The sequence below is a fragment of the Streptomyces sp. RG80 genome (assembly GCF_040446465.1).
Lineage (GTDB): Bacteria > Actinomycetota > Actinomycetes > Streptomycetales > Streptomycetaceae > Streptomyces.
In genome coordinates this window covers 55909-82594 of record NZ_JBEAAJ010000021.1, presented here as the reverse complement: position 1 = coordinate 82594, position 26686 = coordinate 55909, and the positions used below count along the sequence as shown (strand labels likewise).

The window sequence follows — 26686 nt, the reverse complement described above, 5'->3', positions numbered from 1 at the left end:
CGCGGGCGTGGGGTTACGCGACGGGGGCGCCGATGACGGCTTCCGTCCAGGCGGTGCCGGCTGCGACGAGTGAGCGCCAGGCGCGGACGGCCTTGGGCGGCAGCCCTGCGGCGAGCACGCCGGTCAGCAGTTCGCCGCGTCGGTAGACGACGAGAAGACGCCGCGCGTCCTCGGCCTGCAGGACGAGCGCCTCGTCGTGGCCGCGCAGATGGCCGTAGGCGTGGATCTTGACGTCGTACTGGTCGGACCAGAAGTACGGAACCGGCGCGAACGGCCGCCGCTGGTCGTGGGCGAGGAGGTTGCGGGCGACGGTCATGGCCTGCTCGGCGGCGTTCGTGCGGTGCTCGATGCGCATCGATGCGCTGAAGAGGGTGTTGTGCCAGCGGGCCACGTCGCCGACTCCGTGGACGTCGGCTGCGGCGGAGCAGTACTCGTCGCACACCAGCCCGTCCTGGAGGGCCAGGCCGCTGCCCTCCAGCCATTCGGTGTTGGGCAGGGAGCCGATGGCCACGAGGACGTCGTCGGCGGGCAGGACGCTGCCGTCGGACAGCAGGACACCGGTGACCCGGCCGGCGGCGCTCTGGACCGCGCTGACCGAGGTGCTGGTGCGCACGTCCACGCCGTGGCCCAGGTGTATCCCGGTCAGGAAGCGTCCGGCCTCGTCACCCACGGCCTGGCCCATGGGGACCGTGCCCGCCTCCAGGAGTGTCACCGCGATGCCCAGCGCCCGGGCCGTGGCCGCGACCTCCGCCCCGATGAACCCGCCTCCCACGATCACCAGCCGCCGGCCCGGCCGCAGCCCTTTCCTCAGTGCCAGCGCGTCCTCGACGGTGCGCAGCACATGCACGCCCGACACGCCGTCGCAGCCCGGCAGACGGCGTGGACGGACACCGGTGGCGACGACCAGCGCGTCGTAGGGCAGCAGGCTGCCGTCGGACAGGTGTACCTGGCGGGAGTTGCGGTCCAGAGCGACGGCGGTCGCTCCCAGGCGCAGGTCGAGGCTCAGGGCGTCGATGTCCGCCGCCGGGCGCAGCGCCAGACGGTCCGGTTGCCAGTCGCCCTTGAGGAGTTGCTTCGACAGGGGCGGGCGGTCGTAGGGGGTGTGGCGTTCGTCGCCCACGAGGGTGATCGCACCCTCGTAGCGTCCTCGGCGCAGGGCCTCCGCCGTGGCCAGTCCGCCCGCCGAGGCGCCGACCACCACGGTCCGGTTCACGAGACTGCCTCTCGGCCTGCTGTGCCGATGTCGGCTGTCAGTTGCATCAGACGTCTCCTTTGCTGAGCCGTTGCGTTTAACCGCTCGACCCTTGGTACTGATAGCTACTCTCACCTAGTGAGGGTCGTGGAGCAACCTACCTGAGAAGTAAGTGGCGTTGGATCCGTCATCCCTGGGTTGTATCCGCAGGGACCAACTCAAAAGAGCCACGTGAAGTGGAGTTTTTGCTCGTTGACGCCTGCTTCCACAAAACGATAGCGTCCAATCGTTTTAGCGGCTTCAGGCCTTGGACGTCATGACGTGCGCCCCTGCGCCACATGGCGTTTCGCCCCGCTCTCTCGTGGGCCTGAGGCCAGTTCACTCCCGGAAAGAGGCGAAGCATGACTGAGGCGTATCGGAACCTGGTCGGCGGAATGCTGCGACCACCGCAATCGGGGCGATGGCTCGACGCGGAGAACCCAGCGACCGGTGAGGTCTGGGCGCGGATCCCAGCCGGCGACCAGGCAGACGTGGACGCCGCGGTCGCCGCAGCGAAGGAAGCCTTCCCCGGCTGGTCGGCGTTGCCGGCGGCGGTCCGCGGCTTCTACCTGCAGCAGGTGGCGATGGCCTTCGCCGAACACGGTGAGGAACTGGCCCGTCTGGAGACCCGCGACAACGGCCGTCTGCTCGGCGAGAACATCCAACGCGCCGGAATCGGCATGGCGTTCGTGTGGAACCAGGCCGCAGGCCGAACGCTGGAGGCGGTCACCGGCGACAGCGTCGTGCTGGACCCGACCAGCCTCGGGTTCACCCGGCGCGAGCCCTACGGAGTCGTCGCGGCGATCGTTCCGTGGAACGCGCCGCTGGCGATGCTGTGCAACAAGGCGGCCATGGCGCTCGCCGCGGGCAACACCGTGGTCGTCAAACCCCCGGAGCAGGCGAGCGTGTCCTCGCTGCGATTCGCTGAGCTCATCGCCGAGGTGCTGCCGCCCGGGGTCCTGAACATCGTCTCGGGAAGCGGCGACGAGGTGGGTGACCCCCTCGTCCGACACCGGGACGTTCGAAAGGTCACCATGACCGGGTCGACGGAGACCGGCCGGGCCATCCAGCGCGCGGCAGCCGACACCCTCACCCCCAGCATCTTCGAACTCGGCGGGAAGTCCCCCAACATCGTCTTAGCCGACGCCGACCTCGACGCCGCCGCGCAAGGCGTGACGGTCGAGTCCATCTTCACCGGCAACGCGGGACAGGTGTGCGTGGCCGGATCCCGGATCCTCGTCCAGCGGCCGGTCCTCAACGAGATGCTGAAGCGCATCCGCGCGATCACCGAGGGGATCGTCCTCGGTGATCCGGCCGACGACGCCACCACCATGGGCCCCCTCATCTCCCGGGAGCAATACGACCGCGTCGTCGGCTACCTCAAGTCCGGTGCGGAAGAAGCGGAGTTGGTCTTCGGTGGCCGGCACGGAGCCGAACTGGTCCCCGGACTCCCGGGCGGCTACTGGGTCGAACCCACCCTCTTCACCACCACGGACAACTCACTGAGCATCTGCCAGGAGGAGATCTTCGGGCCCGTCGCCGTGGTCATCCCCTTCGACACGGACGACGAGGCCCTCGCTCTCGCCAACGACAGCCGCTACGGCCTGGCTTCCGGGGTGTGGACCCGCGACCTGGCCCGCGCGCTCCGCTTCGTCCGCGATCTGGACACCGGCAACGTGTGGGTCAACGCCTACCGCCAGACGCGGTACGAGCTGCCGTTCAGAGGCGTGAAGGACAGCGGCTACGGCCACGACGCCGTCCTGGAGTTCACCCGGGAGAAGGCCGCCGTCATCAAGGCCTGACGCCCCGGCGCAGATCCGTACCAAGCCTGCCGACGAGCGCGTCGGCAGGTCTGCCCCCATCACAATGAAGGAGAAAACTCATGGGTGACATGGACGGCAAGGTCGCAGTCATCACCGGCGCCGGCGCCGGTATGGCCAAGGCCTGCGCGGAGCTGTTCGTCCAGCACGGTGCCAGGGTCGTCGCCGCCGACATCAGCGGAAAGGAGAAGTACACCGCAGCCGAACTCGGCGAGGCGGTCGTACCCGTTCACTGCGACGTCTCGCAGGAGGACCAGGTCGTCGCGATGTTCGAGACGGCGGTACGCGAGTTCGGCCGCGTGGACGCCGTACTGAACGTCGCCGGCATCGCCGACGGAGCGCCGCTCGCCGACTCCACGCTGGAGATGTACGACCGGATCATGGCTGTGGACCTCAAGGGCGTGTTCCTCGGCACGAAGTACGGAATCCGTACCATGCGCGCCACCGGCGGCGGCGCGATCGTGAACTGGGCCTCGCTGGCCGCCCTGGCCACCTCCGGCGCCTATGCCAGTGTCTACTCGGCCGCCAAGGCAGGCGTCATCGCATTGACCCGGGCAGCGGCGACCGAGTACGCCACCGACGGGATCCGTGCCAACTCGCTCTGCCCCGGCATCATCCTCACCGACATGGGCCAGAACGCGGTTCAGGCGGCACCGGAGAAGCTCCAGAAGCCGGCGATGCAACGCGGCGGCACCCCTCAGGAAGTCGCCGAACTGGCACTCTTCCTCGCCTCGGAACGCTCCTCTTATCTCACAGGGCTGGCCATTCCGATCGACGGCGGCTGGGGCTCGCTGCTCCGCTGAGCGCACCCGTCATCTGGCAGAGCGCGGTGACGCAGGGGAGCCGTAGGGCGAAGCCTGGGGGTTTTCCGGGAGTCGGAGCGTTCCGGCACATGCGGTGGACGCTCCGGCTCGGGGCGCCGAAACACAGCGGAGCATCACGTCGCTGAGTACCTCCACTGATCCCCCCACATTCAACGAGTGGCGCTGTTGCAGGGTCTTCGCGTGCTTCGGTAGGAGGGCGCCTCCTACCGAAGTAGGAGGCGATGACTGCGTATTCGCTTCCCCGGTGCCGTGGGCGGCCCGATTTCCCCGCCTAGCTTGAGGGACGGGTCACGCAGACCCACCTAGTCCATACCGTCCATCCCGTTGTTTCCCAGGTGGGAGTAACTCCTGTGGCCACCTTCCTCTACAGACTCGGCCGGTTCGCGTTCCGACGACGCCGCCTCGTCGTGATGCTGTGGATCGCCATCCTGGCTGCCGTGGGCATCGGCTCCGCGAGCGTGTCCGGCACGACGTCGGACCAGTTCACCATTCCCGGCACCCAGTCCCAGAGGGCGCTGGACCTGCTCGACAAGGAGTTCCCGCAGGCGTCTGCCTCAGGTGCCACCGCTCGTGTCGTCTTCGAGGCCCCCGGCGGGCAGAAGCTGACCTTCGGGGCCAACAGGACCGAGGTCGAGTCGCTGATCGCCGACCTCAAGAAGGCTCCCCAGGTGGCGAGTGTCAGTGACCCCTACGCCAGTCGTCTGATCAGCCAGGACGGCACGATCACCTACGCCCAGGTGACGTACGGGGTTGCCCAGGCCGACGTCACCACCGAGGCACGGGACGCCCTGCACGCCGTTGCCGACAAGGGCGAGAAGGCGGGCTTGGCGGTCAACCTGGGCGGCAACGCCGTCAATGAGAAGGAGGGCGCACACGCCGGCGAACTGATCGGTCTCGCGGTGGCCGCTGTGGCGCTGGTGATCACTTTCGGATCCCTGCTCGCCGCGGGTCTGCCGCTCCTGACCGCACTCCTGGGCGTCACTATCGCGATCCTGTCGATCACCATCGCGACCGCCATATGGGGCATGAGCGGCTCAGCGTCGACGCTGGCGCTGATGCTGGGGCTGGCGGTCGCCATCGACTACGCCCTGTTCATCGTCTCCCGCTACCGCAGTGAGATCAGGGCGGGCCACGAACCCGAGGACGCCTGCGGGCGAGCTCTGGGGACGGCCGGATCAGCGGTCGTTTTCGCCGGTCTGACCGTGGTCATCGCGCTGGCCGGTCTCAGCGTCGTCGGTATCCGGCTGCTGACGGACCTGGGCCTGGCGGCGTCGTTCGCGGTCATCGTCGCCGTGGTTGTCGCCCTGACCCTGCTGCCCGCAGTGCTGGGCTTCGCCGGGACGCGCATCATGAAAGGCAATCTCCAGACCAAGCGCATGCGGGCGCTGGAGCGCGGCGAGGGCGAGCCGATGGGCGTGCACTGGGTGCAGCACGTCATCCGTCACCCATGGCGGGCGCTCGTGGTCTCGGTCGCCGCCCTCGGTGTGCTGGCCATCCCGGCGCTGTCGATGCGCCTGGGCATGCCCGACGACAGCACGGCTGCTGCGGGCACTACCCAACGGGTCGCCTACGACACGTTGAGCAAGGGATTCGGCCCGGGCTACAACGGCCCGCTCACGGTCGTCGTCGACGCCCGCGACAGCAAGGACCCGAAGGCCGCCGCCGAGCAGACGGCGACCGCGCTGGGCAAGCTGCCGGACGTCGCCTCCGTGAGCCCGGCGGTGTTCAACACCTCTGGTGACGTGGCCCTGATCCGGGCCGTCCCCAAGGGCTCCCCGAGCAGCCAGGAGACGGTGGACCTGGTCGGGGAGATCCGTGACATCACCGCCCCGGCCATGCAGCGAGCCACGGATGCCGAGGTCGTGATCACCGGTACGACTGCCCTGAACATCGACGTCTCCGACAAGCTCGGAGACGCTCTTGTGCCCTACCTTCTGGTGGTCGTCGGCCTGGCGCTGATTCTGCTCCTCCTCGTCTTCCGCTCCATCCTGGTACCGGTCAAGGCGACGCTGGGCTTTCTGCTCAGCGTGGTGGCGACCCTCGGCGTCCTGGTCGCGGTCTTCCAGTGGGGCTGGCTCAAGGGCGTCTTCGGCGTCGACACCACCGCTCCCATTGTGAGCGTGATGCCGATCTTCATGATCGGTGTGGTCTTCGGCCTCGCGATGGACTACCAGGTCTTCCTCGTCACCCGGATGCGGGAGGAGTACGTCCACGGTTCCGAGCCCACCGAGGCGGTGGTCGCGGGCTTCCGGCACGGCGCCCGTGTGGTGACGGCCGCGGCGATCATCATGATCTCCGTCTTCGCCGGATTCCTGCTCGCTGATGCCGCACTGATCAAGTCGATCGGTCTGGGGCTCGCCTCGGCCGTCCTCTTCGACGCCTTCGTGGTCCGTATGACGATCGTGCCCGCGGTCATGGCGCTACTGGGCCGCCGGGCCTGGGCACTGCCTCGGTGGCTGGACCGAATCCTGCCCGACGTCGATGTCGAGGGGGAGAAGCTGCGGCACGTCCTGGACGGGCCGACCCGGACGACCGGGCTGGACGGGGACACCGGGCTCAGAAGCGCGAAAGGCAGGCTGCTCACGTCCGCCCGCCGTGGCCAGGACTGACCACCGTGCCGCTTACAGTAGCCCGGCGCATGTGATCCCACGGCAGTGGGAGCGCCCCTTCAATCGCTGTCCGCCGGTCCTCACTCCCCCCAAGGGCCGTCGGACGGTCCGCCGGTATCTCGGAGACACACGCCGTGACCTCAGCATCGAACAACTCCCCAGCCGAACCCGGCACCCTGCTGGGTAGCGCGGAGGACCGCACGGTGGTCCGGGTCCTGGCTCTGCTGGCCGCCTTGGGCCGGGCGGACCAGGCACATCCCCGGGTCAAGAGGTGGGGGATGCCGATCCTGTGCGCCGTGCTCGGCCTCCAGCCTCTGATGGAATACCCCGGCCCGGGACCCGCCCTCCCTGTCTCACTCGGCCTGCTGGCCGGAATCACCGTCCCGCTGCTGTGGCGCCGGAGTCGTCCGGTTCTGGTGTTCACCATCATCACGGGGTTCTCCGTGGCGCAGGCCGCCTCTGGCGTGCTGACCAACGCACACTTCCTTGCCCAGCTGATCATGCTGTACAACCTGGCTCGCTTCGCCACGCCCCTCGCTCTGGCCGGGGCCGTGTCGGTCGTTGTACCCCAGACGGTGATCACCACTCTCGCCTTCTCCTCCGACATACAGCTCAAGCGCATCACCACCGCCCTGGCACTGGCCGTCATGCTGTCGCTGTGCATGCTCGCGATGGCGGGACTGGGGCTGGGCGGCCGGGTCGCGCGCCTGTACATCACCGTTCTGCAGGACCGGGCGGTGCGGCTGGAGGTGGAGCGCGACCAGCGGGTCCGGCTCGCGGAAGCGGCGGAGCGGGCCCGCATCTCCCGGGAGATGCACGACATCCTTGGCCACACCCTCGCCGTCATGGTCGGTCTCGCCGACGGCGCGACCGGACTGACCGAGGCCAACCCCAAGCGGGGTGCCGAGACGCTGCAGATCATCGCCGACAGCGGACGCGGCGCCCTGGCGGATCTACGCCGTCTCCTTGGCACCCTCCGCCAGGACGGTACTGCGTCGTGCGACTCCCCGCTGGCACCCCAGCCGGGCCTGAGCAACCTCGACGCCCTCCTGGAAAGGGTGCGGGTCGCCGGCCCCACCGTGGCCCTGCACACCGAGGGGGAACTCGCCGGCCTCCCCGCAGGACTCCAGCTCACCGTTTACCGCATCGTCCAGGAAGCACTGACCAACACCCTCAAGCACGCCACCCTCGCCACGACGGTCGACGTGACCGTCGTGGCGACCTCCCACGCGGTACGCGTCGCCGTCGAGGACAGCGGCCCTCCGCGTACGCCGCGCGAGCGCCCTCACAACGACGGGGGACAGGGACTCCTCGGTATGCGCGAGCGTGCCTTGCTCTACCAGGGGACCGTGACCGCCGGCCCGAACTCCTGGGGCGGCTGGAGCGTCCGAGCGGAACTGCACCTCCTCCCACCCACCGACACGACTACGCCTACGGAGAAGAACCCGGCATGACCACTGTCCTCATCGTCGACGACCAGGCTCTGCAACGCCTCGGCTTCAGCATGCTCATGGAACAACACCCCGACCTGACCGTCGTCGGCGAGGCCACGCACGGCGCCGAAGCGGTACGTATGACGGCCGAACTCCACCCGGACGTCGTCCTGATGGACGTACGCATGCCCGGCATGGACGGCATCGAGGCGACCCGCCGCATCGTCACCTCCGGTGGCCGTTCCCGCGTGCTGGTCATGACCACTTTCGACCTGGACGAATACGCCTACGACGCCCTGCGCGCCGGAGCCAGCGGCTTCCTCCTCAAGGACGCCCTGCCCGAAGAACTCCTCGCTGGAATCCGCGCGGTCGCGGCCGGGGACGCCGTCATTTCGCCGGGCCTGACCCGCAAGCTCATCGACGCCTTCACCACACGCCTACCCGGCCACACCCCGGAGCAGACGCGACAGCTGGAAGCCCTCACCGAACGTGAGATCGAGGTTCTCACCGCAGTCGCCACTGGCTGCAGCAACGCCGAGGTCGGCGAACGCCTGCACTTGGCCGAGACCACCGTGAAGTCCCACGTCAGCCGCATCCTCGCCAAGATCGGTGCCCGGGACCGGGTCCAGGCGGTCATCTTCGCCTACGACGTGGGGCTTGTACGGCCGGCATGAGCAACCGCCGCGATGTGGGGTCACGAAGCCAGAAATAGGGCCGTGGTCGCCTGATCCGGCCCTGTGCGAGCGGAGAAGAAACAGAGTGAGTACGCACAAAGGAGAGCCCCGAAATCTTTCCCCCGGAGCAGCGCGCAGCCGACGGCGCCGACCGCTGTACCGAGCGCGTCCGGTGATCAGAAGCACGAGTGCGCCCGCGAACAGACAGGCATGGCCCGAGCGGCGTCGGACGCTCCAGCGGCACGACCCACTCCAGGGCATCGCGCGGCGCGTGGCCGTGGGCAGCGTGCTGATCCTCCTCGCCAGCGGGGCCATCTCCGTGATGGTGTGGTTCTGTGTCGCGTTCCAGACCGTCGTGACGCCTGTTCTGCTCGCACTACTCGGCGCGGCCCTGCTCGGTCCGCTCTATCGCCGATTGATCGCGATGAGAATGAACAAGTCGCTCGCTGCCGGGCTGACCTGTGCCGCTGTCGTCGTGGTCATGGGCGGGGCGGCATACATCGTGGTGACCGCCCTCATTGACAGCGGTGACCAGATCATCTCCTCCCTGCGCAACGCCGCCGCCTCGGTCGAGGAGCGGTTCGGCCTGGCGGGGACGTCCTTGGACGATGTGGCCGCGAACGCGAAGGACCTGCTGTCGAAGTTCGGCGGCACCGCCGTCAACGGCCTCTTGAGCGGGGTGAGCGTGATCGTGGAGATGGCCGCGACGGGCACCCTCGCGATCCTGCTCATGTTCTTCTTCCTTCGTGACTCCGACCGGGCAGTCGCCGCACTGCACTCGCTCGCCCCTCGGGGCTCCGGTGCGAACCTTGAGGTGATGGGCCGTCGCGCCTTCCAGGCGATTGAGGGATTCATGCGCGGCACCACGATCGTCGCCTTCATCGACGCCGTCTGCATCACCGTCGGCCTGCTCGTTCTGGACGTACCGGGGGCGGTCGGGCTCGGGGCCCTGGTCTTCATCGGCGCGTACATCCCCTACCTCGGTGCGCTCCTGTCCGGCGCAGTCGCGGTCCTGGTCGCTTTCGCCGACGGCGGCCTCGGGACCGCGCTGTGGGTCCTGGGCATCGTCTTCGCGGTGCAACTCCTCGAAGGCAACGTGCTGCAACCGATGATCCAGAGCCGCACCCTGCAGATGCACCCCGCGGTGATCCTCGTGGCACTCACCGCCGGTGCCTCGGTCGCCGGAGTCCTCGGCATGCTCCTGTCCGTGCCCATGACCGCGGCGGTGTTCGGCGTGTTCTCGGAGTTGAGGGGGCGGTACGAGGAGACACCGGCAGCTGCCACGGCGGACCAAACGGAGGTCGTCGACGACGTCCGTTCCGATGAGGACGAGCCACCGCGCCGGCCGGGACGTCGGTCTCGGCGACTGGCGAGTGTTGCGGCCACAGGCATGTCTTCGCGTCTGCCGCGCAGGCTCAAGGACACGGTGTCCGGAGCCTGATCCGTGCATGCGAGTGGGGTACCAGCCACAAGCAGTTGGCTGGTACCCCACTCGTCGATTCCGGTCGGGCGGTACGCGATCAGTCGGAGTGCACGGCCTGACGCATGTGTTGGGCTATCAGGCCGTAGATGCCTCTGGCCGTTTCGGCGTCGTTCTGGTCGTAGCCGTGGTCAGCACCCGGCACGTCGAGGTGGTCGTAGAGCGCCCTGACGCCGCGCAGCCGCTCGGCGTAGCGAGTGCCCTCGGCACGGAGCAGGTCGTGTTCCGGGGTGATGACGAAGGCGGGTGCGATGCCGGTCAGGTCGGCGGTGTCGGAGGGATGGGCGGGGGAGACCAAGGGATCGCCGCGCAGCGTCGGGTCCGGCACGTAGGAAGTGTCGAAGATGTCCGCCATCCATGGGCGCAGCAGCGGCTTGGCGATGACCGAGCGCTTGTCCCTGGCATCGGTGACGAGGTCCAGAGGGGGATAGTGCAGGATCTGGAGAGCGATGGAGGGACCGCCCTTTTCCAGTGCCTGACGGGCCACCGCCGCTGCGAGGGCCCCTCCGGCGCTCTGACCGCCCACCGTGAGGAGGCTGCTGTCCCAGCCGTGTTCGGCGCCGTGTTCGGCGACCCATGCGACAACGTCGTACGCCTGGCGAGGTGGCGCGGGAAACGGGTGCTGCGGCGCGACGACGTAGTCCACGTTCACCACCACCACGCCCGCCTCGGCCGCGAGGAAACGGCACAGCGGGTCGTCCAGTTCGACCGGCGGCAGGACGAAGCCGCCACCGTGGAAGTTCACATGGACTGGAGGCAAAGGCGCGCCGTCGGGACAGTCGGGGACGTACACCACAGCGCGGGCCGGGGCGATGGAAGTCGGGATGGTCAGCTCGTGTGTGTTCCGGGGGTATTCCGGAAAACGCTTGTGCAGAGAGGACGCGACGTGTCGGTCCGCCAGCAGCGCGTTGAGACGCTGCATCACTTTGGCGGCGGGTGAGGCCAGCGCCGGCCGGGCCAGGAGGGACATGGCAGCTCCGTTCGATGGGGTGGCGCGCCGGGCTCGCCGCTTTGAGGGACTGTCATGCGCAAAGCCCTGCTCTGGCGGACCCGCCGGTAGTGCCCTGTGGCGTGTGTCCAGGCTAGTGATCTCTTACGGGATGAGCAGGGCACCGAAGAAGCGAAAACGGCGGGTCTGATTGGTACTTGAGTAGGAGGGGCCCTGTCCGAAAGGGCAGGTGGGAGCTACGGCGCTCGGAGTGTGTCCCTTCGGAGGAAAGAGCCCCCTACCGTGGTAGCAGCTGCCGTCCTGGTTTTGGGTTCTTCGGTGCTGCGTGTTGTCGAAGCGACGCCTATACCGTGAAATACGGCCCGCGCGACGGCCTCTTCACACTTCTTCCGCGACGAGAACGGATCGCGGGCGTGAGCCGCTTCCTGTCAGCCGCCGTCCGCCGTTCCTGCCCACTCAGGGGTGGCTGACGGTCCGCATGCATCCCGGAGACGTATCCAGTGACCACCACTTCCCCGAGGGCCCGCCCGGTGGAACCCAGTAGCCTTCTGGGTGGCCCGGAGCACCGCACGGTAGTGCGGCTGCTGGCGTGGCTGATATCGATACAGCGAGCCGGTCAGGAGCACCCCCGGGTCAGGCAATGGGCGGCGCCGCTGGTGTGTGCGGCTCTCGGTGTCCCGGGTCTTGTCGACAGTGCGGCCGGGGCCGATCCAGGTTTCCTGGTCGCGCTGGTGGTGATGATCGGGTTCACTGTCCCGCTGCTTGCGCGGGATCGTCATCCCTTCCTAGTCTTCGCCGTTGTCACGGCCTTCTCCATGGCTGAGGCCGTGTCCGGGGTTCTCAGCTACGCTCATTTTCTCGCGCAGCTGATCATGCTGTACAACCTCGCCCGGTTCGCACCGCCCGTCCAGTTGGCTGTCGCCGTCGCGATAGCCGTCCCCCAGACCATCGTGACCATCATGACGTTCGCGCCGGACAGGCAGATCGAACGGATCGACAGCCCTCTGGCGGTGACTACCGACCTGGTGCTCTGCATCCTCGCGATAGCAGGCCTGGGGCTGGCCGGCCGCGTGGCGCGCTCGTACATCACCGCCCTGGAGGACCAGGCGGTGCGTCTGGAAGTGGAGCGCGACCAGCGGTCCCGCCTCGCGGAGGCCGGGGAGCGGGCACGCATCTCCCGGGAGATGCACGACATCCTCGGTCACACCCTCGCCATCGTGGTCGGTCTGGCCGACGGTGCGGCGGGGCTGGCCGAGACCAAGCCGAAGCAGACCGCGGACACCCTGCGGATCATCGCTGACAGCGGGCGCGGTGCCCTGGCCGACCTGCGTCGGCTCCTCACCGGGATTCGTGAGGAGGGAGTTCATAAGACGCCCTTCCGCCCCCAGCCGGGTGTCGGCGATCTCGGCGCTCTGCTGGAGCGGATCCGTGTGGCCGGCCCCGACGTCGGCCTCCATACGGCCGGCGACCTCGCGGGCCTGCCCGCGGGACTGCAACTCGCCCTGTACCGCATCGTCCAGGAAGCTCTGACCAACACCCTCAAGCACGCGGCTTCCGACACCACGATCAGGGTCTCCTTGATCGCGGAGCCGGATGCCGTACACGTCACGGTCGAGGACACGGGTCCGCTCGCCACGGCACTGGATCATTTCCGGGAAGGCGGCGGGCAGGGGTTGCTCGGCATGCGTGAACGCGCAGCGCTCTACCAAGGGACGGTCACCGCCGGTCCCAACTCCGAAGGCGGCTGGAGCGTTCGAGCCGTTCTGCTTCCGAATCCGCTTACAAACACCTCCTCAGACGCACACCCGACATGACCTCCGCCGACTTGGCCCGCCTTCTACCCCCAAGGTCGGCTCGGTAGGGTCAGGGCCGGCAGCTGACTGAAGAGGGCCTCTCGATGACGACGTTTGACCAGCTGACGGGGTGGGCCGGTCTCGGCCATGTCACGCGAGCCAGACGGGACCTTGTGGCCGGCTGGCGGATCCCGGACATCATGAAGGTGCAGCTCGTTGAGGTGGGTATCCCGGTAGCTCCGCGTGTCATCGAGCGAGTCGTGATCCAGAGCGAGGTTGAACCGATCCTGTTCACGTCCCGGGGACCGCTCTACCGGCTCACCGAGCAGACGGACCCCGACGAACCGGGCGAGCCGTCATCGTTCGGCGTGGAGCCTGAGACCGGGGCGGTCTACTTCGTCATGCCGGACGGGGAGGCGTGGTTCGCCAACTCGAGTGTCGATGTGTGGCTCAATGTCCTTCACCGTTACGGGCGTTGGGTCACCGCCTCAGACCTTCTCAGCGAACCGGACGGCCCCGACGACTACCTCTCGGAAGAGGAGGAAGAGCATGCTTTCGCCGAGCTGAACCGACTGGCCGAGGAGCTGAAGGAGATCGACCCTGCGGCCTTCGGCGGCTACGAGGGGTTTCTCTGGCCCGGGCTTCTGGATCGATGGCTCTACTGATTTTGACCCGCTCGCTGGCGGACGACCCCTGACCTGCCAGGTCGGGGAGTCGCGCACGGGCCTGGACAGCGTCCTTGACACCCACCGTCTGCCGTGGGCGGGAGCGGCCGAGGTGCCCTGGCCCTCCTCTCGGCGTATACGGCGTGGGGCCCCGGGATGCCGTGAACCTCGAGTGGTGCGCTTCGGGCATGGTGCCGGCGCGGCGGGCGGCGCCCCTGTCGCCGCCTCACCGACCGCCCGGCACTCCCGCCGCTGCCTGTCAGCCCGGGACCACCGGCAGGACGATGCGGGAGGGCCGGGCGGGGTCGTGGAAGACCTGTTGGCGGGCCACTCGGGCCGTGGTCGCGCACTCCTCGGGGTCGCCCGTATTCAGGTTGCGGTCCCAGCGCGGGAAGTTGCTGGAGGTGACGTGGACGCGAATGCGGTGCCCTGCCCGGAAGACGATGCTGGTCGACCACAGGTCCACGACGTGCTCGGCGGGCTCACCCGGTGTGGCTTGTCGAACCCGCACGATGCCGTCGGTTACATTGCGGGAGACGCCGTGCTCGTCGACGTCGCACAGGCGGGCCACCCAGTCGGTCGACGACCCGTCCGTGGCGGCGAAGAGGACCGCCCGCACCCGGCCGGTTACCTCGACGTCCTCGGTGAGTGGTTCGGTGGTGAAGACGAGGACGTCCGCACGCGCTTCCACTGCTGTCTGGTCGAGCGGCCCGGGACGGAACTCGTCGGTCAGCAGCAGTGCTCCGCCGGTCGTGGGCGCCGGGTCCATCGGGTCGTAGGTGAACTCCTCGGGCTGCTCGGTGGCTGACGGTGGCTCAGGGGTCAGGCGTCCGTCCGCGCGCAGGTGGAAGTCCGTGTCGACGGCCCGTGACAGCGGCCATTCCGTCTCCTCGCGCCATTGGTTGACGCCCATGACGAAGAGGAGAACCTGGCCCGTGTCCGGCTCCAGCGGCTCGCCGTCGCCGATCGTGCGCTGGTACCAGTCGAGTTGGAGGCCGTGCAGAGGTCCGCGCATGCCCATGAAGGCGGAGTTCGCGGCGAACCCGAAGTTGACGTCGCCGATGACGTGCTGCTGGTTGGCGTGGCTCCACGGGCCCATGACCAGGGTGGCGGAGCGGCCGGCGCGGCGCATGGCGGTGAAGTTGTCGAGCGTGCCCTGGGTGAAGATGTCGTACCAGCCACCGACCTGGAAGGTGGGCAGGTCCACCTCGTCGTGTCGGCCCTCGACCCGGCAGGCCCGCGCCCACTCGGGCTCCCGCCGGGACCGCTCGTAGCCCAGCTCGGGAAGGTCGTGCCGGACGAACGCGGGGAAGTGACCGGCGGGCAGTTCGCGGTAGCCGCCGCCGGCCAGACCGTCGAAATCCTGCACGAGCCCGCCGAGGCTGCCGACGAGCGCGGCGGGGTCGGTGCCGTGCCGGCGCATCAGCGCGTCGGCTCCCATCATGAGCGTCCAGGGCGCGGTGATTCCGAGCTCGATCGCACCGCCGCGTGTCCACAGCCCGTCGTCCGGGTCGGACCACGTGACCACCGGTGCGATCGCCTTCAGCTCCGGCGGCTTGGACAGTGCAGCCATCCACTGGGTGTTGCCGAAATAGCTGGCGCCGATCATGCCGACGGAGCCGTTCGAGCCGGGAAGGCCGGCGGCCCACCGTACGGTGTCGTACCCGTCGCTCTCCTCGTGCGTCCACGGCTCCCATTCGCCCTCGGAGGCGAACCTGCCACGGGTGTCCTGGAGAACCACCATGAAGCCGCGCCGGGCCGCCGCCAGGGGATCGAGGACCGCGATCGCCAGGGCCATCTGCTTCCCGTACGGCAACCTGCTGAGCAGGACCGGCCACGGTCCGCTGCCGCCGGGTCGGTAGACATCCGCGCGCAGCACCGTGCCGTCACGCATCTTGGCGGGTACGTCGCACTCGATCTGGATCTCCGTCATGTGCTGCTCCTTTGCCTGCCACGACGCCTTCGCGAGGACATGGTCGATCGGTTCTCAGCCCACCCGGCACCCCCGAACGGGGGTGACCCGGCGGTTTCGGGGGCTCAGGTCGGCGTTCAGCAGGTCGGGCAGTACGTCGGGCCGTTCCAGGCCGATGAAGTGGCCGACCTTCGCCAGCTGGGTGAAGTAGGCAGCCGGCAGCAGCCACTTGTTGGCCGCCCGGTCCGAGACCCGGGACCAGGCTCCGCAGTGACGTGGGTTTCAGGGCTTGAGGACCGCCAGTACGTCGTCGAGCGAAACGTTGGCGGGGTCGCTCATCTCGACGCCGTCGAACGTCTGCCAGATGTAGGACGCCGTCCCGTCCTCCCGCAGCGGATGCAAGTCGGCCAGTTCTGGATCGTCGCGGAAGCTGTTGAATGCCTGTTCGGAGTCCCACTCGACGACGAACAGAACCTGTCGCGGCGTGAGGTCACCGGTGACGCTGTCCCGGAAACGGCCGAACGTCACCATTCGGCCGCCGTATCGCGGGGCCACTTCGGGCAGGCGGCTGAAATACGCGACGTACTTCTCCACGTCGACCACGTTGAACATGTTCAGGGCGTAGAACTTCTTCGCTGGGCGTTCGCTCATTGCCAATGCTCTCTTCAGCCTCAGGGGGAACCAGTGCGATGACGTCGGTCGCGCCGCACAGGATGGGAAACCGATCGGTTTCCATCACTGTAAACCGATCGGTTTCTCTCTCGCAAGTCCCGGTCAGGGCACCCGATGTGCGTCAGTCCAGCGTCGTCACCGCGACTCGCTGGTAGGCGTAGGGCCGTCGGATCCGGTCCTTGTCGAGCTCGCCCGCGCTCGCTCTCGGGATCTGCTTGACCTACGCCCAGCGCTCCGGGAGTCATCAGCGGGCGACCCCCGCCGGTGAGGAACTCCCGCAGTTCCTCCGGGGTGACGGTCGCCCTGTCGCGCAACGTCATGCAACCTGCGGGTCCGCTTGGCCGGCTTTCCGCCCGGTCACGAGCCCTGAGCACGCTGCGGTAGAGGCCGAGCACATCTACGGCAGCCACCACCTCTCCATCGGCAAGGCGAAGAGCCTTCGCGGCTACGCCCCACGCCGCGATCTCGAGTCTGCGGCACTGGAGTACATCTCCTGGTGGATCGACCACGACGAGCTCACGGTGACGCCCAGACGCCCAGACGCCGAGCGAGGCCAAGCGGCACGGTGGAAGCGCAGTGACTCAGAGCCACGTTCACGCGCACGCCGACAGGTGGGGAGTCGGCGGTTCAGCATGCCGCCGCCGGGCCGCGGGTCACTCGCGGGCGGTCGCAGTGGTGCTCATGTCCGCGTAGCGGGTGCCGGACACCTGGGCCGCCAGCGGTTCGAGCGCGGAGAGTTCGGTTGCGGAAAGGGTGAGCGCCGTCGCCGCGGTGTTCTCCCGCAGCCGGCTGGGCCTGCGGGAGCCGGGTATGGGCAGGACGGTGAGGCCGTGGACGCGGGACTGTTGGTGGATCCAGGCCAGCGCGATCTGGGCCGGGGTTGCGGCGTGGTCCTCGGCGATGGCGCGGACGGTGCCGAGAAGCGCGTGGTTGATGCGGGCGTCCTCGCCGGTGAACCGGGGCATCGTCAACCGGGCGTCGCCCGGGCTCAGTTCGCTGGTGCCGGGGAGCGCGCCGGTGAGCAGGCCACGGCCGAGGGGCGAGTACGCGACAAACGCCACGCCGAGTTCGGCGGCCGTGGGGACCGCCGATGTCTCGACGTCGCGGCTGAAGAGTGACCACTCGGACTGCAGCGCGGCGATCGGGTGGACGGCGTGGGCCGCGCGCAGTTCGGGACCGGTCACCTCGCAGAGTCCCAAGTGGCGGACCTTGCCCTCCTGGACGAGCTCCGCCATCGCGCCGACGGTCTCCTCCAGGGGGACCGAAGGATCACGGCGGTGCGCGTAGTACAGGTCGATCGTGTCGATGCCGAGGCGTCTGAGACTCGCGTCGACGCACTGGCGGACGTAGGCGCGGTCGCCGCGGACCTGGTTCCAGGTCTGTCGGCCCCGCTGCCTCACGATGCCGAACTTCGTGGCGAGGAAGGCCTGTTCGCGGTGGGCGCGGATGAAGGGGCCGAGGAGCACCTCGTTCTCGCCGTGTCCGTACAGGTCGGCGGTGTCGAACATGGTGACGCCCGCGTCGAGGGCGGCCTGGAGGGTTTCCGGTGCCTGAGCGGGTGCGCTGGGGCCGTAGAACTCGCTGAATCCCATGCAGCCCAGGCCCTGGGCGCCTACGGACGGGCCGCCGGTGCCGAGAGGGACGACCGGGAGGGTTGAGGCATGCATGGGCAGGACTCTCCTCGTGTGGCGGCGGGTGGGCGGGAGGTCACCGACCTCACGTGTGGTGGGGGAGGATGACGTCGATGATCTCCTGGACCCGTTCCGTGAGGTCCTCCCGGTTGTGCTGGACCCAGGAGATGTGCTGGCTGCCGAAGAAGGCTGCGACGACGACCCGGGCCATGGGGGCGACGTCGGTGTCGGCCCGCAATGTGCCCTCGTCCTGGGCCTGTCCCAGGAGCTCGGCGATGAGGTGGGTGAACTCGCTGAACGGCGTTGGCATGTCGGCGTTGACCAGGTTGCGCTCGATCTGCAGCCGGGCACCGGCCTGCATGACCGGGTTGTCCCGCAGGGCGACAGCGGTCTGCAGGAGCAGTTCGGCGACCGCGTCAAGCGGCGGCAGCTGCCTGGCTGTGACCGATTCGCCAATGGTGGGCAGCTGTGTGTAGAACTCCTCGGTGACCGCGACGGCCACCGCCTCCTTGTTCATGAAATGGAAGTAGACGGCTCCTTTGGTCACCTCGGCGAGGTCGGCGATGTCCTGGAGCGTGACGGCGGGGAACCCCTTTTCGGCGAAGGCCGTCGCGGCGGCGTCGAGGAGCTGCCTCCGGGTGCGGCTGGCCCGTTCCTGCTTGAGTTCCCGCGGGGTGGTCTTGGCTCGGGCGGGTGTCTGCAGATGCCTGCTCATGAGTCCTCTTCCGTGCTCTTCGGCGGTGCCTGGTGAGCATGCTCCGCGCGACATGGTTCCCTTGCAAGATACCTCTGCGAAGGTATATTTTCACATCGCGCCACCACGGTATTCCCGAACCCAATGGGGGAAAGACCATGGACCAGTTGAACGAACTGTCGACCAGGGTCCCAGGCGAACCGGGCACGGCAGTAGTAGTCGATGCCGCTCTGAAGTTTCTCCAACCAGTCTCTCGGCAACTGGTCCACCGGGCCGCGGTCGCCGAGGTCTTCATCACGGACGCCCTGCAGGTGGGCGAGGACCGGTTCCTCGTGGGAGCCCAGTGGCCTCGGGACCATGCGCTCTACTATCCCGACGCTCAGGGCATGTGCGACCCGCTGCTGCTGACCGAGACGGTGCGCCAGGCCTTGGTCTATCTGGCGCACGAGTACTGCGGGATCCCGCTGGGACACCGCTTCGTGGGCAGCGACACTCACTTCGAGATCACGGACCACGAGGCGCTGGTGGTGGGCGACACCCCGCTGCACGTCACCCTGGACGTCCAGTGGTCGTGGGTCGCGAACAGGCCGCCGCGGCGCTTCGGTATGCGGGTGGACGCGGTGGTGTCGGTGGCCGGGCGTGAGTGCGCCCGGGCCGGGCTCAGCGTCTACGCCGTCGACGAGGGGCTGTACCGGCGGCTGCGCTGGCGGGGGGTGGAGAGGCAGGAGCCTGACGAGGCCGCTCGCGTCGAGCACTGCGCCGCAACTCGCCTGTCGGCCGCCGACGTCGGCCGACTGCGGGCCAAGGACAGCGTGCTGGGCCGCACGGAGGCGGGGGAGTGGCGGCTTCTGGTCGATCTTCACCACGCCGTCCTCTTCGATCACCCCGGAGACCACATACCGCTGATGGTCACCTTGGAAGGCGCCCGTCAGCTGGGGTACCGCCTGCTCCACCGTCACCACGACGCCTGCGCGGGCGCGGTGCTCCGCGCCGTGCGGATGGACTGCCCGGCCTTCGCCGACCTCGACGAACCGGTGCGGCTGTGCGCCGAGTTGCAGCCGCCGCCGATCGCGTCGGGGGTCACGGGGCTGCTCATCAGGGCGGTGCAGGGGGAGGACACCGTCGCCACGGTCACCATGGAGTGGCTGCCGCGGGGCCTGCCCGACGCGTCCGATGAGGTCGCCTTCTCCCGTGGCGCGATCGGCTCCGGCGTGGCGGTGTAGCGGTGCGCACAGATCTGCGGGCCTGTCTCGACCGCGGTCTTCGATGTACGAGGGAACCAAAGGCCCACCGCGCCCTGGCGGTTGTGCGGATGGGGTCGGCCGGCTGACACCCGGACTCGGAGCGGCATCGAACAGCGGGACGGACCTCGCGGCCGCCCGTGCCTCCCGTACCGGGATACGCGCCGACGCGTGCGTGCGCAGGGGGTGTTCCTGCTCTCGCGGCATCCGCACCCCCAAGTAAGAAACCGTTGAGAAAGTATTTTTACACATCCCCGTCCGGCTCGACAAGGAGCTCAATGATGCTCGATCATGCTGAGCCGCAAGAAAAGCAGCGATTCGGCCTTTCCCTCCCGGAACGAACAGGCGGCGCGCCCGCCGAGGACGCCGTACTGCGGGCCGCCCGGGCGGCAGGGTGTGCCGCGCCGGCGGCGGACCGGGACCGGCGGCTGGCCCCCGCGGTCGTGACCGGGCTCAAAGAGGCTGGATTCGCACGTCACTTCGTGCCCCGCCGATGGGGCGGCCGGGAAGGCGGCTTCGCCGACCTGATCACCGCCACGGCGCTGATCGCCGGACAGTGCCCCTCGGCCGCATGGTGCGGCATGCTCTGGGCCGCGCACGGGCGGTACGCCGCCAGGCTGCCCGAAGAAGGACAGCGGGAGGTGTGGGGGAGCGGCCCCGACACACTGATCGCCGCGGCCCTGGCCCCGCCGGCAGGAACGGCTCGCCCGGTACCGGGCGGCTGGCTGCTGGACGGCCGGTGGGACTGTGTCAGCGGCGTGGACTTCTCCCACTGGATCCTGCTCGCGGCCCCGGTCGACGACGCCCCGCTCGCGGCCGGTGCCGCCCCCGCCGGTCCGGCGCAGGGAGCGGCACGGGTCCTGGCGGTGCCGCGCTCCGAGGTGATCGTGCGCGACACCTGGCGCAGTACCGGGCTGCGCGGCACCGGCAGCAACTCCGTCGACGTACGCGGGGTGTTCGTCCCCGACCGGCGCGCCTGCGCGCTCGGCGACATGCTGGGCGCCGTGGTCGAGCCCGGCGCCTCACCGGCACGCCAGGCGTCCGCGCTCGTGGCCGGCGGCCCGATGCTCTGCGCGCCGGCGCTCGGCGCGGCCCGGCTCGCTCTGCGGTCCTGGACACGCTGGGCGGCGACCCCGCCCGCCGGGGGCTCGACGGCTCTGGGCGACGCGGCCGTCCAGCGGGTGCTGGCGCGCTCCGCCGCCGAGATCGACGCCGTGGCCCTGCTGCTGGACCGGGCCGGAGCCGGCGCCGACGCCGAGCCCACCGCGCCACGCGTGGAGGCGGTCAACCGGCGCGACGCCGCGGTGGCCGCCGAGTTGCTGGTGGAGGCCGTGGAACGGCTGTTCAGGACGGGCGGTGCCCACGCCCGGGACGACACCAGCGAGGTCCAGCGGGCCTGGCGGGACACGCACACGGTGGCGGCGCACGGCGTCCTGCGGCTCGACGCCTCGGCCGGCGCCTATGCGGCCTGGGGCGAGAGCGAGTGGGCGGCTCCGATACCCGGGGGAGCCCGGTGAGCGGGCCGGTCCGCCTGGTGTTCTGCGATGTCGACGAGACGCTCATCTCAGGGAAGTCGATGTTCGACTTCCTCACGTACTACTTCCGCCGCACCCGCGGAACGCGAGGCGCCCGCCTCGCGGCCGACGTCCGACGGAACCTGTCCCGACGGACGTCGGCCGGCGCACCCCGGGAGGCCATGAACCGCCTGTACTACCGCAGTTGGGCGGGTGAGCCCGCCGCCCGGGTCGTGGAGCTGGCCGAGGCCTGGTACGCCGAGCGGTCGGAGGCACCCGGCTTCTACCTGGCCGCCACCCGCCGGGCGCTGGAACTGCACCGCGGCACAGGGGACATGGTGATCCTGGTGTCCGGATCGTTCCCCGCGGTCCTCGCGCCCATCGCCGCCGAGGTGGGGGCGACGCGTCTGCTGTGCTCGGTCCCCGGGGTGCGTGACGGAGTGCTGACCGGCGAACTGGTGGGCGATCCGTGTATCGGAGCGGCGAAGCGCGCGGCGGTCCGCGACATGCTGCGGCGCTGCCCGGACGTGGACCCGGCGCGGTGTTACGCGTACGGGGACCACCTCTCCGATCTGCCGATGCTGGCGGAGGTGGGGCATCCCGTCATCGTGGGCGGCTCGGTGGAACTGGCGGCGCGGTTGCCGCGGGCGCGAGTGCTGCAACCGCACGCCGCGCTCGACGTCCCTGTCCTGCTCTCTCCCGTTCCGGCGGTCGGCGCCGGCCCCCGCAGGGACGGCGTCTGACCGGCCGTACGGATGATCGTGTGTCGTCGGCCGGGCCCGCCCGACTCCACCGGATCCGGACGGGCCCGGCCGGGGGATCACCAGCGCTCAGCGCTCTTGAGGGCCGGTGCCGGCCCGTCGGGCCTTCGGCGGCCCGGACACGGCCGCCCACAGGTCGTCGAAGCGTCGCGCGGCGTCGGCGTCGTCCTGCGGGACGGGATGAGGAACCCCGAAGAAGACCGTCACCAGCAGGCGGGCCACGGCTTCCGGGGGGTAGCCGCCGGTGCTCCCGTCACCGGCCTGGGCCTCCTTGACGGCACGGGCGAGTTGCAGACAGATCCGCTGGACCAGCCCGAGGTCGTGCCGGTCCAGATGAGGGCTCTCCACGGCGAGCCGCAACGCGGACCGGGCCCGCGTGTCCTGGCGGAGATGCCGGGCGAGGTCGAGCACGGTCTCGCGCAGAGTGCGCCCGTCCAGCTCGCCGGCAGGTGCCGCGCGCGTGCTCAGCTCGTTCCCGGCCTCCTCGATCAACGCCGCCGCCAGCTCCTCCTTCGAGGAGAAATGCCCGTACAGCGCGCCCTTGGTCATGCCGGTGCGTTGGATCACGTCGAGCAGCGTCGTGCCCATGTAGCCGTGCGCGGCGAACTCCTCCGCGGCAGCGTTGAGCACGTGCTCCCGGGTGCGGACCGCACGCTCCTGAGTCACACGGATCCCCTCCAGAGAAAAAACCTTCACAAAGGTATGTTGTTCGATCGGCGCGCCTTGACGCCGACGTCGAAAGTGATCCTATCCGCGTACGACCCGATCGCGTGGCGGCGGCCCGCTCCGCAAAAGCCTGGGCATCGCCGCTCGGCCGAAACCCGTCGCCCGGGCCGACCCGGCTCGGGCGACGGGTGTGCGTCCGACGCCCTAGATCAGACCCAGGTGCCGCAGGTCCGCCACGTACTTCTCGACCAGTGGCCGGGACAGGTGCGGAATGTCCTGATCGGCACCGAGGCCGGCCGCGCGCACCGCTGTGCGGAACCGTTGGGCGGGCAGCGCCGACGCCGTGCGAGGAATGAGCGGCTCGCGCCAGGCGGCTATCAGTGGCAGCAGGGAGTACGGTCGCTGCGCCTGGGGCAGCGCCTGCAGCGCGGCCTCGAACTGCTCGCACCACTTGCGGTGACCGCCGACCCGGCGGACGGTGATCCCGCTGTCGGCCAGCCAGTCGACCACGGTGTCCAGCGAGATTCCGTCGTCGTGCGGATTGACCACGTTGAATGTCCGGAATCCGTCGCTCCGGAAGCCCAGGGCGGTCACCGCGGCGGCGACGAAGTCCCCCGGCAGCCCGTCGTAGTGGGCCCGCGGACGCCGGACGCCCTGCGCGCCGCTGTAGAACGACTCGGGTGCGATCCCCGTGGCGATCAGGCTCAGCAGCAGGCGGGTGAAGGTGTCGGGCACATTGAGCTGACCGGCGTACCGGGCGTGCGCAAGGATCATGCCGGAGCGGAACACGGTCACCGGCAGCCCGCACAGGTCGTGGGCCTCGCGCAGCAGCACCTCGCCTGCCCACTTGCTGGTCGCGTAGCCGCTCGCGTGCCTGTCGTCGATCGCACGCTGGGGGCTGTCGTCCCTGATGTCGGTGTCCTCGTCGGCCGTGGCCGCGGCATGTGCGGCCACGGCCACACTGGACACGAACACGACCGGTTTGAGCCGGGTGGTCAGGGCGGCGCGGACGACCTCGGCGGTGCCGACCACATTGGGCTCGAACAACTGCCGGTACGGCAACACGTGGTTGACCAGGGCCGCCGGGTGCACGATGAGGTCCACGGTCGCGGTCAAGCGCTGCCAGTCCTGCTCACCGAGGCCCAGGTGGGCCGTGCCGATGTCGCCGGCCAGCACACGCAGCGCGCCGCCCGCCGTCAGTTCCTCGAAGCGGCTCTTGAGCGCGGTGTCCCCGCTGTCCAGGGACTCCTCCAGACGCTGTCGGGCGGCCCTGTCGTCAGCGGCGCGCACCAGGCAGACCAGTGTGCCGCCCACCGGGGCCAGCCGCTGAAGCCACTCCAGGCACAGCAGGCGGCCGAGGTAGCCGTTGGCCCCGGTGAGCAGCACCGTGCGCGGCTCGCCGACCGGCCGGGGCAGTGCCCTGCTCGCGGACAGGGTCGCCGCGTCGATGAACTTGTCCAGAGTGAGCTCGTCGGCCCGCACCGAGGGGGCGTGCTCGTCGTGGACGGCGGCGAAGGTGGCCCGCCGGGCCGCGGCGGCACCGCGCAGCCGCTCCACGTGGGCAGTGATCTCACCGAGGGTGTTGGCCGGTCCCAGGACGGTTCCGACCGAGACCTCGATGCCGAAGATCTCCCGCAGCAGGTTCGCGAACGACAGTGCCGACAGCGAGTCTCCGCCGAGATCGGTGAAGCGATGCTCCGGACCCGGTTCGATCTCGAGCCCCGGCAGCAACGCCTGCGCGGCGCGGGCGACCGTCTCGGCCACCGGGCGGTCGTGGCCTTGCCACACCGCGCGCAGCTCCGCGGTCTGACCCGCGGCGAGTTCGGCGTAGCGCTGTTCGAGCCGTTCGCCGTAGCGCTCCTTCAGCCGCGGGCGCAGCTGTTTGGTCGAGTCGGTCAGCAGACCGTTGCCCTGGCTGAACGGCACGGTCTCGACGATCAGGTCGCGCGGGACCTCGTACGGCGCCAGTCCGGCCTGCGCGGCGACGCTCTGCAGCGACCGGCTGACCGCCGCCTTCAGTCCCGCCTCGTCGCGGGCCTGGTCGATCGCCTCGGCGGTGGGCACCACCACGGCGAGCAGGAAGGCGCGGGAGCTGTTGCCGTAGACGAAGATCTGCCGCACCAGCGGGCTGGCGACGAGCGCCGCCTCCACCTTCGACAGGGCGACGAACTCGCCCTGGGAGAGCTTGAGTACGTTCTTCCGGCGGTCGACGTAGACCAGTTCGCCGGGCGCGGTCTCGGCCATGATGTCGCCGGTGCGGTAGTAGCCGTCCTGGTCGAACACCTCGGCGGTGTCCTGGGCACGCCGGTAGTAGCCGGGGGTGATGAGCGTGGTCCTGACCAGCAGTTCGCCGCGCGGATGGGGGGAGTCGGCGGTGGAGTAGCCCAGTTCGGGTACGTCCACGAGCTTGTAGTCCACCACCGGGGGGCTCTGCACCCGGTGGTCCAGCATCACCAGACCGGTCTCGGTCGTGCCGTAGCTGTCCAGGAGCGGGACGTCGAGGGCGTCGCGGAGGAACTCGGCCAGCTCCGGGGCGAGCGGGGCGGACCCGCAGGGGGCGTGGATGACACGCCCTCCCAGCACATGGTCTCGCAGGTGCGCGATCACCTCGGCGTGGTCGGCGTCGCGCAGCTCGCCGCGCGCCGCGCGCTGGTTCAGCTGGGCGTGATAGCTCTCGAAGAGCAGCTCGCAGACCCGCGGCACCATGGCGATCTCGGTGGGCCGGATCAGTGCCAGGTCGTCCAGGAGGGTGGACAGGTCGCTGTTGGCCACGAAGTGTGCGGTGCCGCCGGAGGCCAGCGTCTTGATCACCAGCCTCCTGGCGACCAGGTGGCTCTGCGGCAGGAAGTTGGCCGTGATCAACGGGTACTGGTCATCGGGTCGCGCGGATGGGCGCCACATGAGGGACACCGTCGACTCCGGGAACATCACGCCCTTGGGCGTGCCGGTGCTGCCGGAGGTGTACACCAGGGCCGACAGCGCGCCGGCGGTGCTGCTGTCCGGCGGCAGTTCGGGCACCGGCGGCAGCGAGCCCGCGCGGTCCACGACGTCGGACAGCAGCTCCAGCGACATCGGTGCACCCGTCGTGGCCAGCAACCGGCCGGCGGCCGCCAGCGCCTCCCGGTGCTCGGCGAGTTCGGGGTGGTGGTCGAAGACGAGGATCCGGTGCACGCAGGTCTGTCCGTCCAGCGCTTCCAGCACGGTGGCCAGCCGGTCGGTGCTGGTGGCGAAGACACGCGGCGCGGCCTCCGCCACGAGGTGGCGGATGTGGTCGACCGAGGCGTTGGTGTGCAGTGGCACGGCGACCGCCCCGACCTGGCCGCACGCCAGATCGACGGTGGTGTAGTCGGTGCCGGCGAAGCCCAGGACCGCGACCAAGTCGCCTTCGCGCAGCGGGTGTCGCGGGTGGTGGTACCAGTCGGCGGCGACCGCGCTCAGTCGCGACCACAGTTCGCCGTACGAGACGGTGTCGAACCGGGGCAGCAGCCGCACGGTGACGCGGCCGTCCACGCTCACGTACTGCCTGGCCCGCTCGCCGAGTGCGGGCCGGTCGGCGTACGCCGCAAGGGTCCGCCTCACGATCGCGGACAGGCGAGGCCGGGGTCCGGCGGTCTCCGCGAAGACGCCGGCCGTCGGCATGTGGTCGGCGAGCTCCGGCTCGGCCCGGAACAAATCGGCAATACGCTGCTTCCGGCTTTTCCCTACGGGAGCGTGCATGGTGGCGCCCGGTGAATCATTACCCATGACCACGCCTTTCTGTGACCGCGAATTTGTTCCGGCGCATGGGCCTGGCAGAAAGCCGAGGGAGACCGCCACGGGCCGGGCCGGCGTATTGGAGCAGAGCGCTCCGGTGGCCAAGGCGCGGTCAGCTTACTGTGCGCCATGAAATGGAGGCCAGGGGTGGCGGGGGAGGGGCGGAAAGTGTGCCCGGGGCAGTGGTCGGCATTTTGCTCGTGCGCACCGGAGCGGGATTTACTCGGTCATTCGCACGCCGTGCCCGTCACCGTGGTTCAGTCACGGCGCCGGGGGGCTGCTGCGGCCGTTGCGGCCCTGCGGCCGGCCGGTCTCCGCGGTGGCCGGGTGTGCAACCGGGGAAAGTCCGCGGTTGCACACCGCG

At 69.5% G+C, this 26686-nt stretch carries 19 protein-coding genes; 11 read left to right on the top strand and 8 right to left on the bottom strand.

All coding sequences use genetic code 11. From position 1 onward, the window contains the following. Positions 1–13 precede the first annotated feature (13 nt). Positions 14–1213 carry an NAD(P)/FAD-dependent oxidoreductase gene (locus tag ABKA17_RS46160; RefSeq protein WP_353698458.1) on the bottom strand — a complete coding sequence of 400 codons (1200 nt, stop codon included), beginning with the start codon at positions 1211–1213 and terminating at the stop codon, positions 14–16. Between the two features lie 380 nt (positions 1214–1593). On the opposite strand from ABKA17_RS46160, the gene ABKA17_RS46155 reads away from it, so the two are divergent. The 6 genes from ABKA17_RS46155 (at position 1594) to ABKA17_RS46130 (ending at position 10032) form a co-directional block, all read left to right on the top strand. Next, complete coding sequence (locus ABKA17_RS46155; RefSeq protein WP_353698457.1) at positions 1594–3033, top strand: aldehyde dehydrogenase family protein; 1440 nt, start codon at positions 1594–1596, stop codon at positions 3031–3033. Positions 3034–3113: 80 nt separating this feature from the next. Then, positions 3114–3854, top strand: coding sequence for an SDR family NAD(P)-dependent oxidoreductase (locus tag ABKA17_RS46150; RefSeq protein WP_353698456.1), 741 nt, complete (start codon positions 3114–3116; stop codon positions 3852–3854). Between the two features lie 371 nt (positions 3855–4225). Further along, the gene (locus ABKA17_RS46145) at positions 4226–6484 is read left to right on the top strand and encodes an MMPL family transporter (protein ID WP_353698455.1); all 2259 of its coding nucleotides are present in this window, start codon (positions 4226–4228) and stop codon (positions 6482–6484) included. 134 nt (positions 6485–6618) lie between these two features. Then, on the top strand, positions 6619–7938 hold the full coding sequence (locus tag ABKA17_RS46140) for a sensor histidine kinase (RefSeq protein WP_353698454.1): 1320 nt from the start codon (positions 6619–6621) through the stop codon (positions 7936–7938). Beyond that, positions 7935–8591, top strand: coding sequence for a response regulator (locus ABKA17_RS46135; protein WP_353698453.1), 657 nt, complete (start codon positions 7935–7937; stop codon positions 8589–8591). Before ABKA17_RS46140 ends, ABKA17_RS46135 begins: the two co-directional genes overlap by 4 nt. Before the next feature lie 175 nt (positions 8592–8766). Next, positions 8767–10032: an AI-2E family transporter gene (locus ABKA17_RS46130; RefSeq protein WP_502994553.1), complete on the top strand. Its 1266-nt coding sequence runs from the start codon at positions 8767–8769 to the stop codon at positions 10030–10032. Between the two features lie 79 nt (positions 10033–10111). Here ABKA17_RS46130 and ABKA17_RS46125 read toward each other — a convergent pair whose 3' ends face one another. After that, a complete protein-coding gene (locus ABKA17_RS46125) occupies positions 10112–11041 on the bottom strand; it encodes an alpha/beta hydrolase fold domain-containing protein (RefSeq protein WP_353698452.1) in 930 nt (309 codons plus the stop codon). A gap of 509 nt (positions 11042–11550) precedes the next feature. On the opposite strand from ABKA17_RS46125, the gene ABKA17_RS46120 reads away from it, so the two are divergent. Then, positions 11551–12834, top strand: a complete 1284-nt coding sequence (locus ABKA17_RS46120) for a sensor histidine kinase (RefSeq protein WP_353698451.1) — start codon at positions 11551–11553, stop codon at positions 12832–12834. An 83-nt stretch (positions 12835–12917) separates the two neighbouring features. Further along, on the top strand, positions 12918–13478 hold the full coding sequence (locus ABKA17_RS46115) for an SUKH-4 family immunity protein (RefSeq protein ID WP_353698450.1): 561 nt from the start codon (positions 12918–12920) through the stop codon (positions 13476–13478). A gap of 259 nt (positions 13479–13737) precedes the next feature. On the opposite strand, the gene ABKA17_RS46110 is transcribed toward ABKA17_RS46115, so the two are convergent. The 4 genes from ABKA17_RS46110 to ABKA17_RS46090 form a co-directional block, all read right to left on the bottom strand. Continuing rightward, positions 13738–15411, bottom strand: a complete 1674-nt coding sequence (locus ABKA17_RS46110; RefSeq protein WP_353698449.1) for a CocE/NonD family hydrolase — start codon at positions 15409–15411, stop codon at positions 13738–13740. 261 nt (positions 15412–15672) lie between these two features. Beyond that, a complete protein-coding gene (locus ABKA17_RS46100) occupies positions 15673–16041 on the bottom strand; it encodes a DUF1330 domain-containing protein (RefSeq protein WP_353698448.1) in 369 nt (122 codons plus the stop codon). Positions 16042–16715: 674 nt separating this feature from the next. Next, on the bottom strand, positions 16716–17729 hold the full coding sequence (locus ABKA17_RS46095; protein ID WP_353698447.1) for an aldo/keto reductase: 1014 nt from the start codon (positions 17727–17729) through the stop codon (positions 16716–16718). Positions 17730–17778: 49 nt separating this feature from the next. After that, positions 17779–18408, bottom strand: a complete 630-nt coding sequence (locus tag ABKA17_RS46090; RefSeq protein WP_353698446.1) for a ScbR family autoregulator-binding transcription factor — start codon at positions 18406–18408, stop codon at positions 17779–17781. A 137-nt stretch (positions 18409–18545) separates the two neighbouring features. Here ABKA17_RS46090 and ABKA17_RS46085 point away from each other — a divergent pair, with 137 nt between their 5' ends. The 3 genes from ABKA17_RS46085 to ABKA17_RS46075 all read left to right on the top strand — a co-directional run bounded on the left by ABKA17_RS46085 (position 18546) and on the right by ABKA17_RS46075 (position 21885). Then, a complete protein-coding gene (locus tag ABKA17_RS46085; RefSeq protein WP_353698445.1) occupies positions 18546–19610 on the top strand; it encodes a ScbA/BarX family gamma-butyrolactone biosynthesis protein in 1065 nt (354 codons plus the stop codon). Positions 19611–19909: 299 nt separating this feature from the next. Then, positions 19910–21145 (top strand): acyl-CoA dehydrogenase family protein, encoded by a 1236-nt coding sequence (locus ABKA17_RS46080; RefSeq protein ID WP_353698444.1) that lies wholly within the window; start codon positions 19910–19912, stop codon positions 21143–21145. Further along, on the top strand, positions 21142–21885 hold the full coding sequence (locus ABKA17_RS46075) for an HAD family hydrolase (protein WP_353698443.1): 744 nt from the start codon (positions 21142–21144) through the stop codon (positions 21883–21885). The genes ABKA17_RS46080 and ABKA17_RS46075 overlap by 4 nt, the downstream gene beginning before the upstream one ends. 87 nt (positions 21886–21972) lie before the next feature. On the opposite strand, the gene ABKA17_RS46070 is transcribed toward ABKA17_RS46075, so the two are convergent. Both ABKA17_RS46070 and car read right to left on the bottom strand, forming a co-directional pair. Further along, positions 21973–22569 (bottom strand): TetR family transcriptional regulator, encoded by a 597-nt coding sequence (locus ABKA17_RS46070; protein ID WP_353698442.1) that lies wholly within the window; start codon positions 22567–22569, stop codon positions 21973–21975. Between the two features lie 204 nt (positions 22570–22773). After that, the gene (gene car / locus ABKA17_RS46065) at positions 22774–26286 is read right to left on the bottom strand and encodes a carboxylic acid reductase (RefSeq protein ID WP_353698473.1); all 3513 of its coding nucleotides are present in this window, start codon (positions 26284–26286) and stop codon (positions 22774–22776) included. Between the last annotated feature and the right edge of the window lie 400 nt (positions 26287–26686).

What these genes read in the sequence shown, in the direction of transcription:
- ABKA17_RS46090 (WP_353698446.1), bottom strand. Translation starts at nt 18,408, where the DNA reads ATGAGCAGGCATCTGCAGACACCCGCCCGAGCCAAGACCACCCCGCGG.
- ABKA17_RS46155 (WP_353698457.1), top strand. Translation starts at nt 1,594, where the DNA reads ATGACTGAGGCGTATCGGAACCTGGTCGGCGGAATGCTGCGACCACCG.
- ABKA17_RS46085 (WP_353698445.1), top strand. Translation starts at nt 18,546, where the DNA reads ATGGACCAGTTGAACGAACTGTCGACCAGGGTCCCAGGCGAACCGGGC.
- ABKA17_RS46100 (WP_353698448.1), bottom strand. Translation starts at nt 16,041, where the DNA reads ATGAGCGAACGCCCAGCGAAGAAGTTCTACGCCCTGAACATGTTCAAC.
- ABKA17_RS46095 (WP_353698447.1), bottom strand. Translation starts at nt 17,729, where the DNA reads ATGCATGCCTCAACCCTCCCGGTCGTCCCTCTCGGCACCGGCGGCCCG.
- ABKA17_RS46110 (WP_353698449.1), bottom strand. Translation starts at nt 15,411, where the DNA reads ATGACGGAGATCCAGATCGAGTGCGACGTACCCGCCAAGATGCGTGAC.
- ABKA17_RS46080 (WP_353698444.1), top strand. Translation starts at nt 19,910, where the DNA reads ATGCTCGATCATGCTGAGCCGCAAGAAAAGCAGCGATTCGGCCTTTCC.
- ABKA17_RS46125 (WP_353698452.1), bottom strand. Translation starts at nt 11,041, where the DNA reads ATGTCCCTCCTGGCCCGGCCGGCGCTGGCCTCACCCGCCGCCAAAGTG.
- ABKA17_RS46150 (WP_353698456.1), top strand. Translation starts at nt 3,114, where the DNA reads ATGGGTGACATGGACGGCAAGGTCGCAGTCATCACCGGCGCCGGCGCC.
- ABKA17_RS46115 (WP_353698450.1), top strand. Translation starts at nt 12,918, where the DNA reads ATGACGACGTTTGACCAGCTGACGGGGTGGGCCGGTCTCGGCCATGTC.
- car (WP_353698473.1), bottom strand. Translation starts at nt 26,286, where the DNA reads ATGCACGCTCCCGTAGGGAAAAGCCGGAAGCAGCGTATTGCCGATTTG.
- ABKA17_RS46135 (WP_353698453.1), top strand. Translation starts at nt 7,935, where the DNA reads ATGACCACTGTCCTCATCGTCGACGACCAGGCTCTGCAACGCCTCGGC.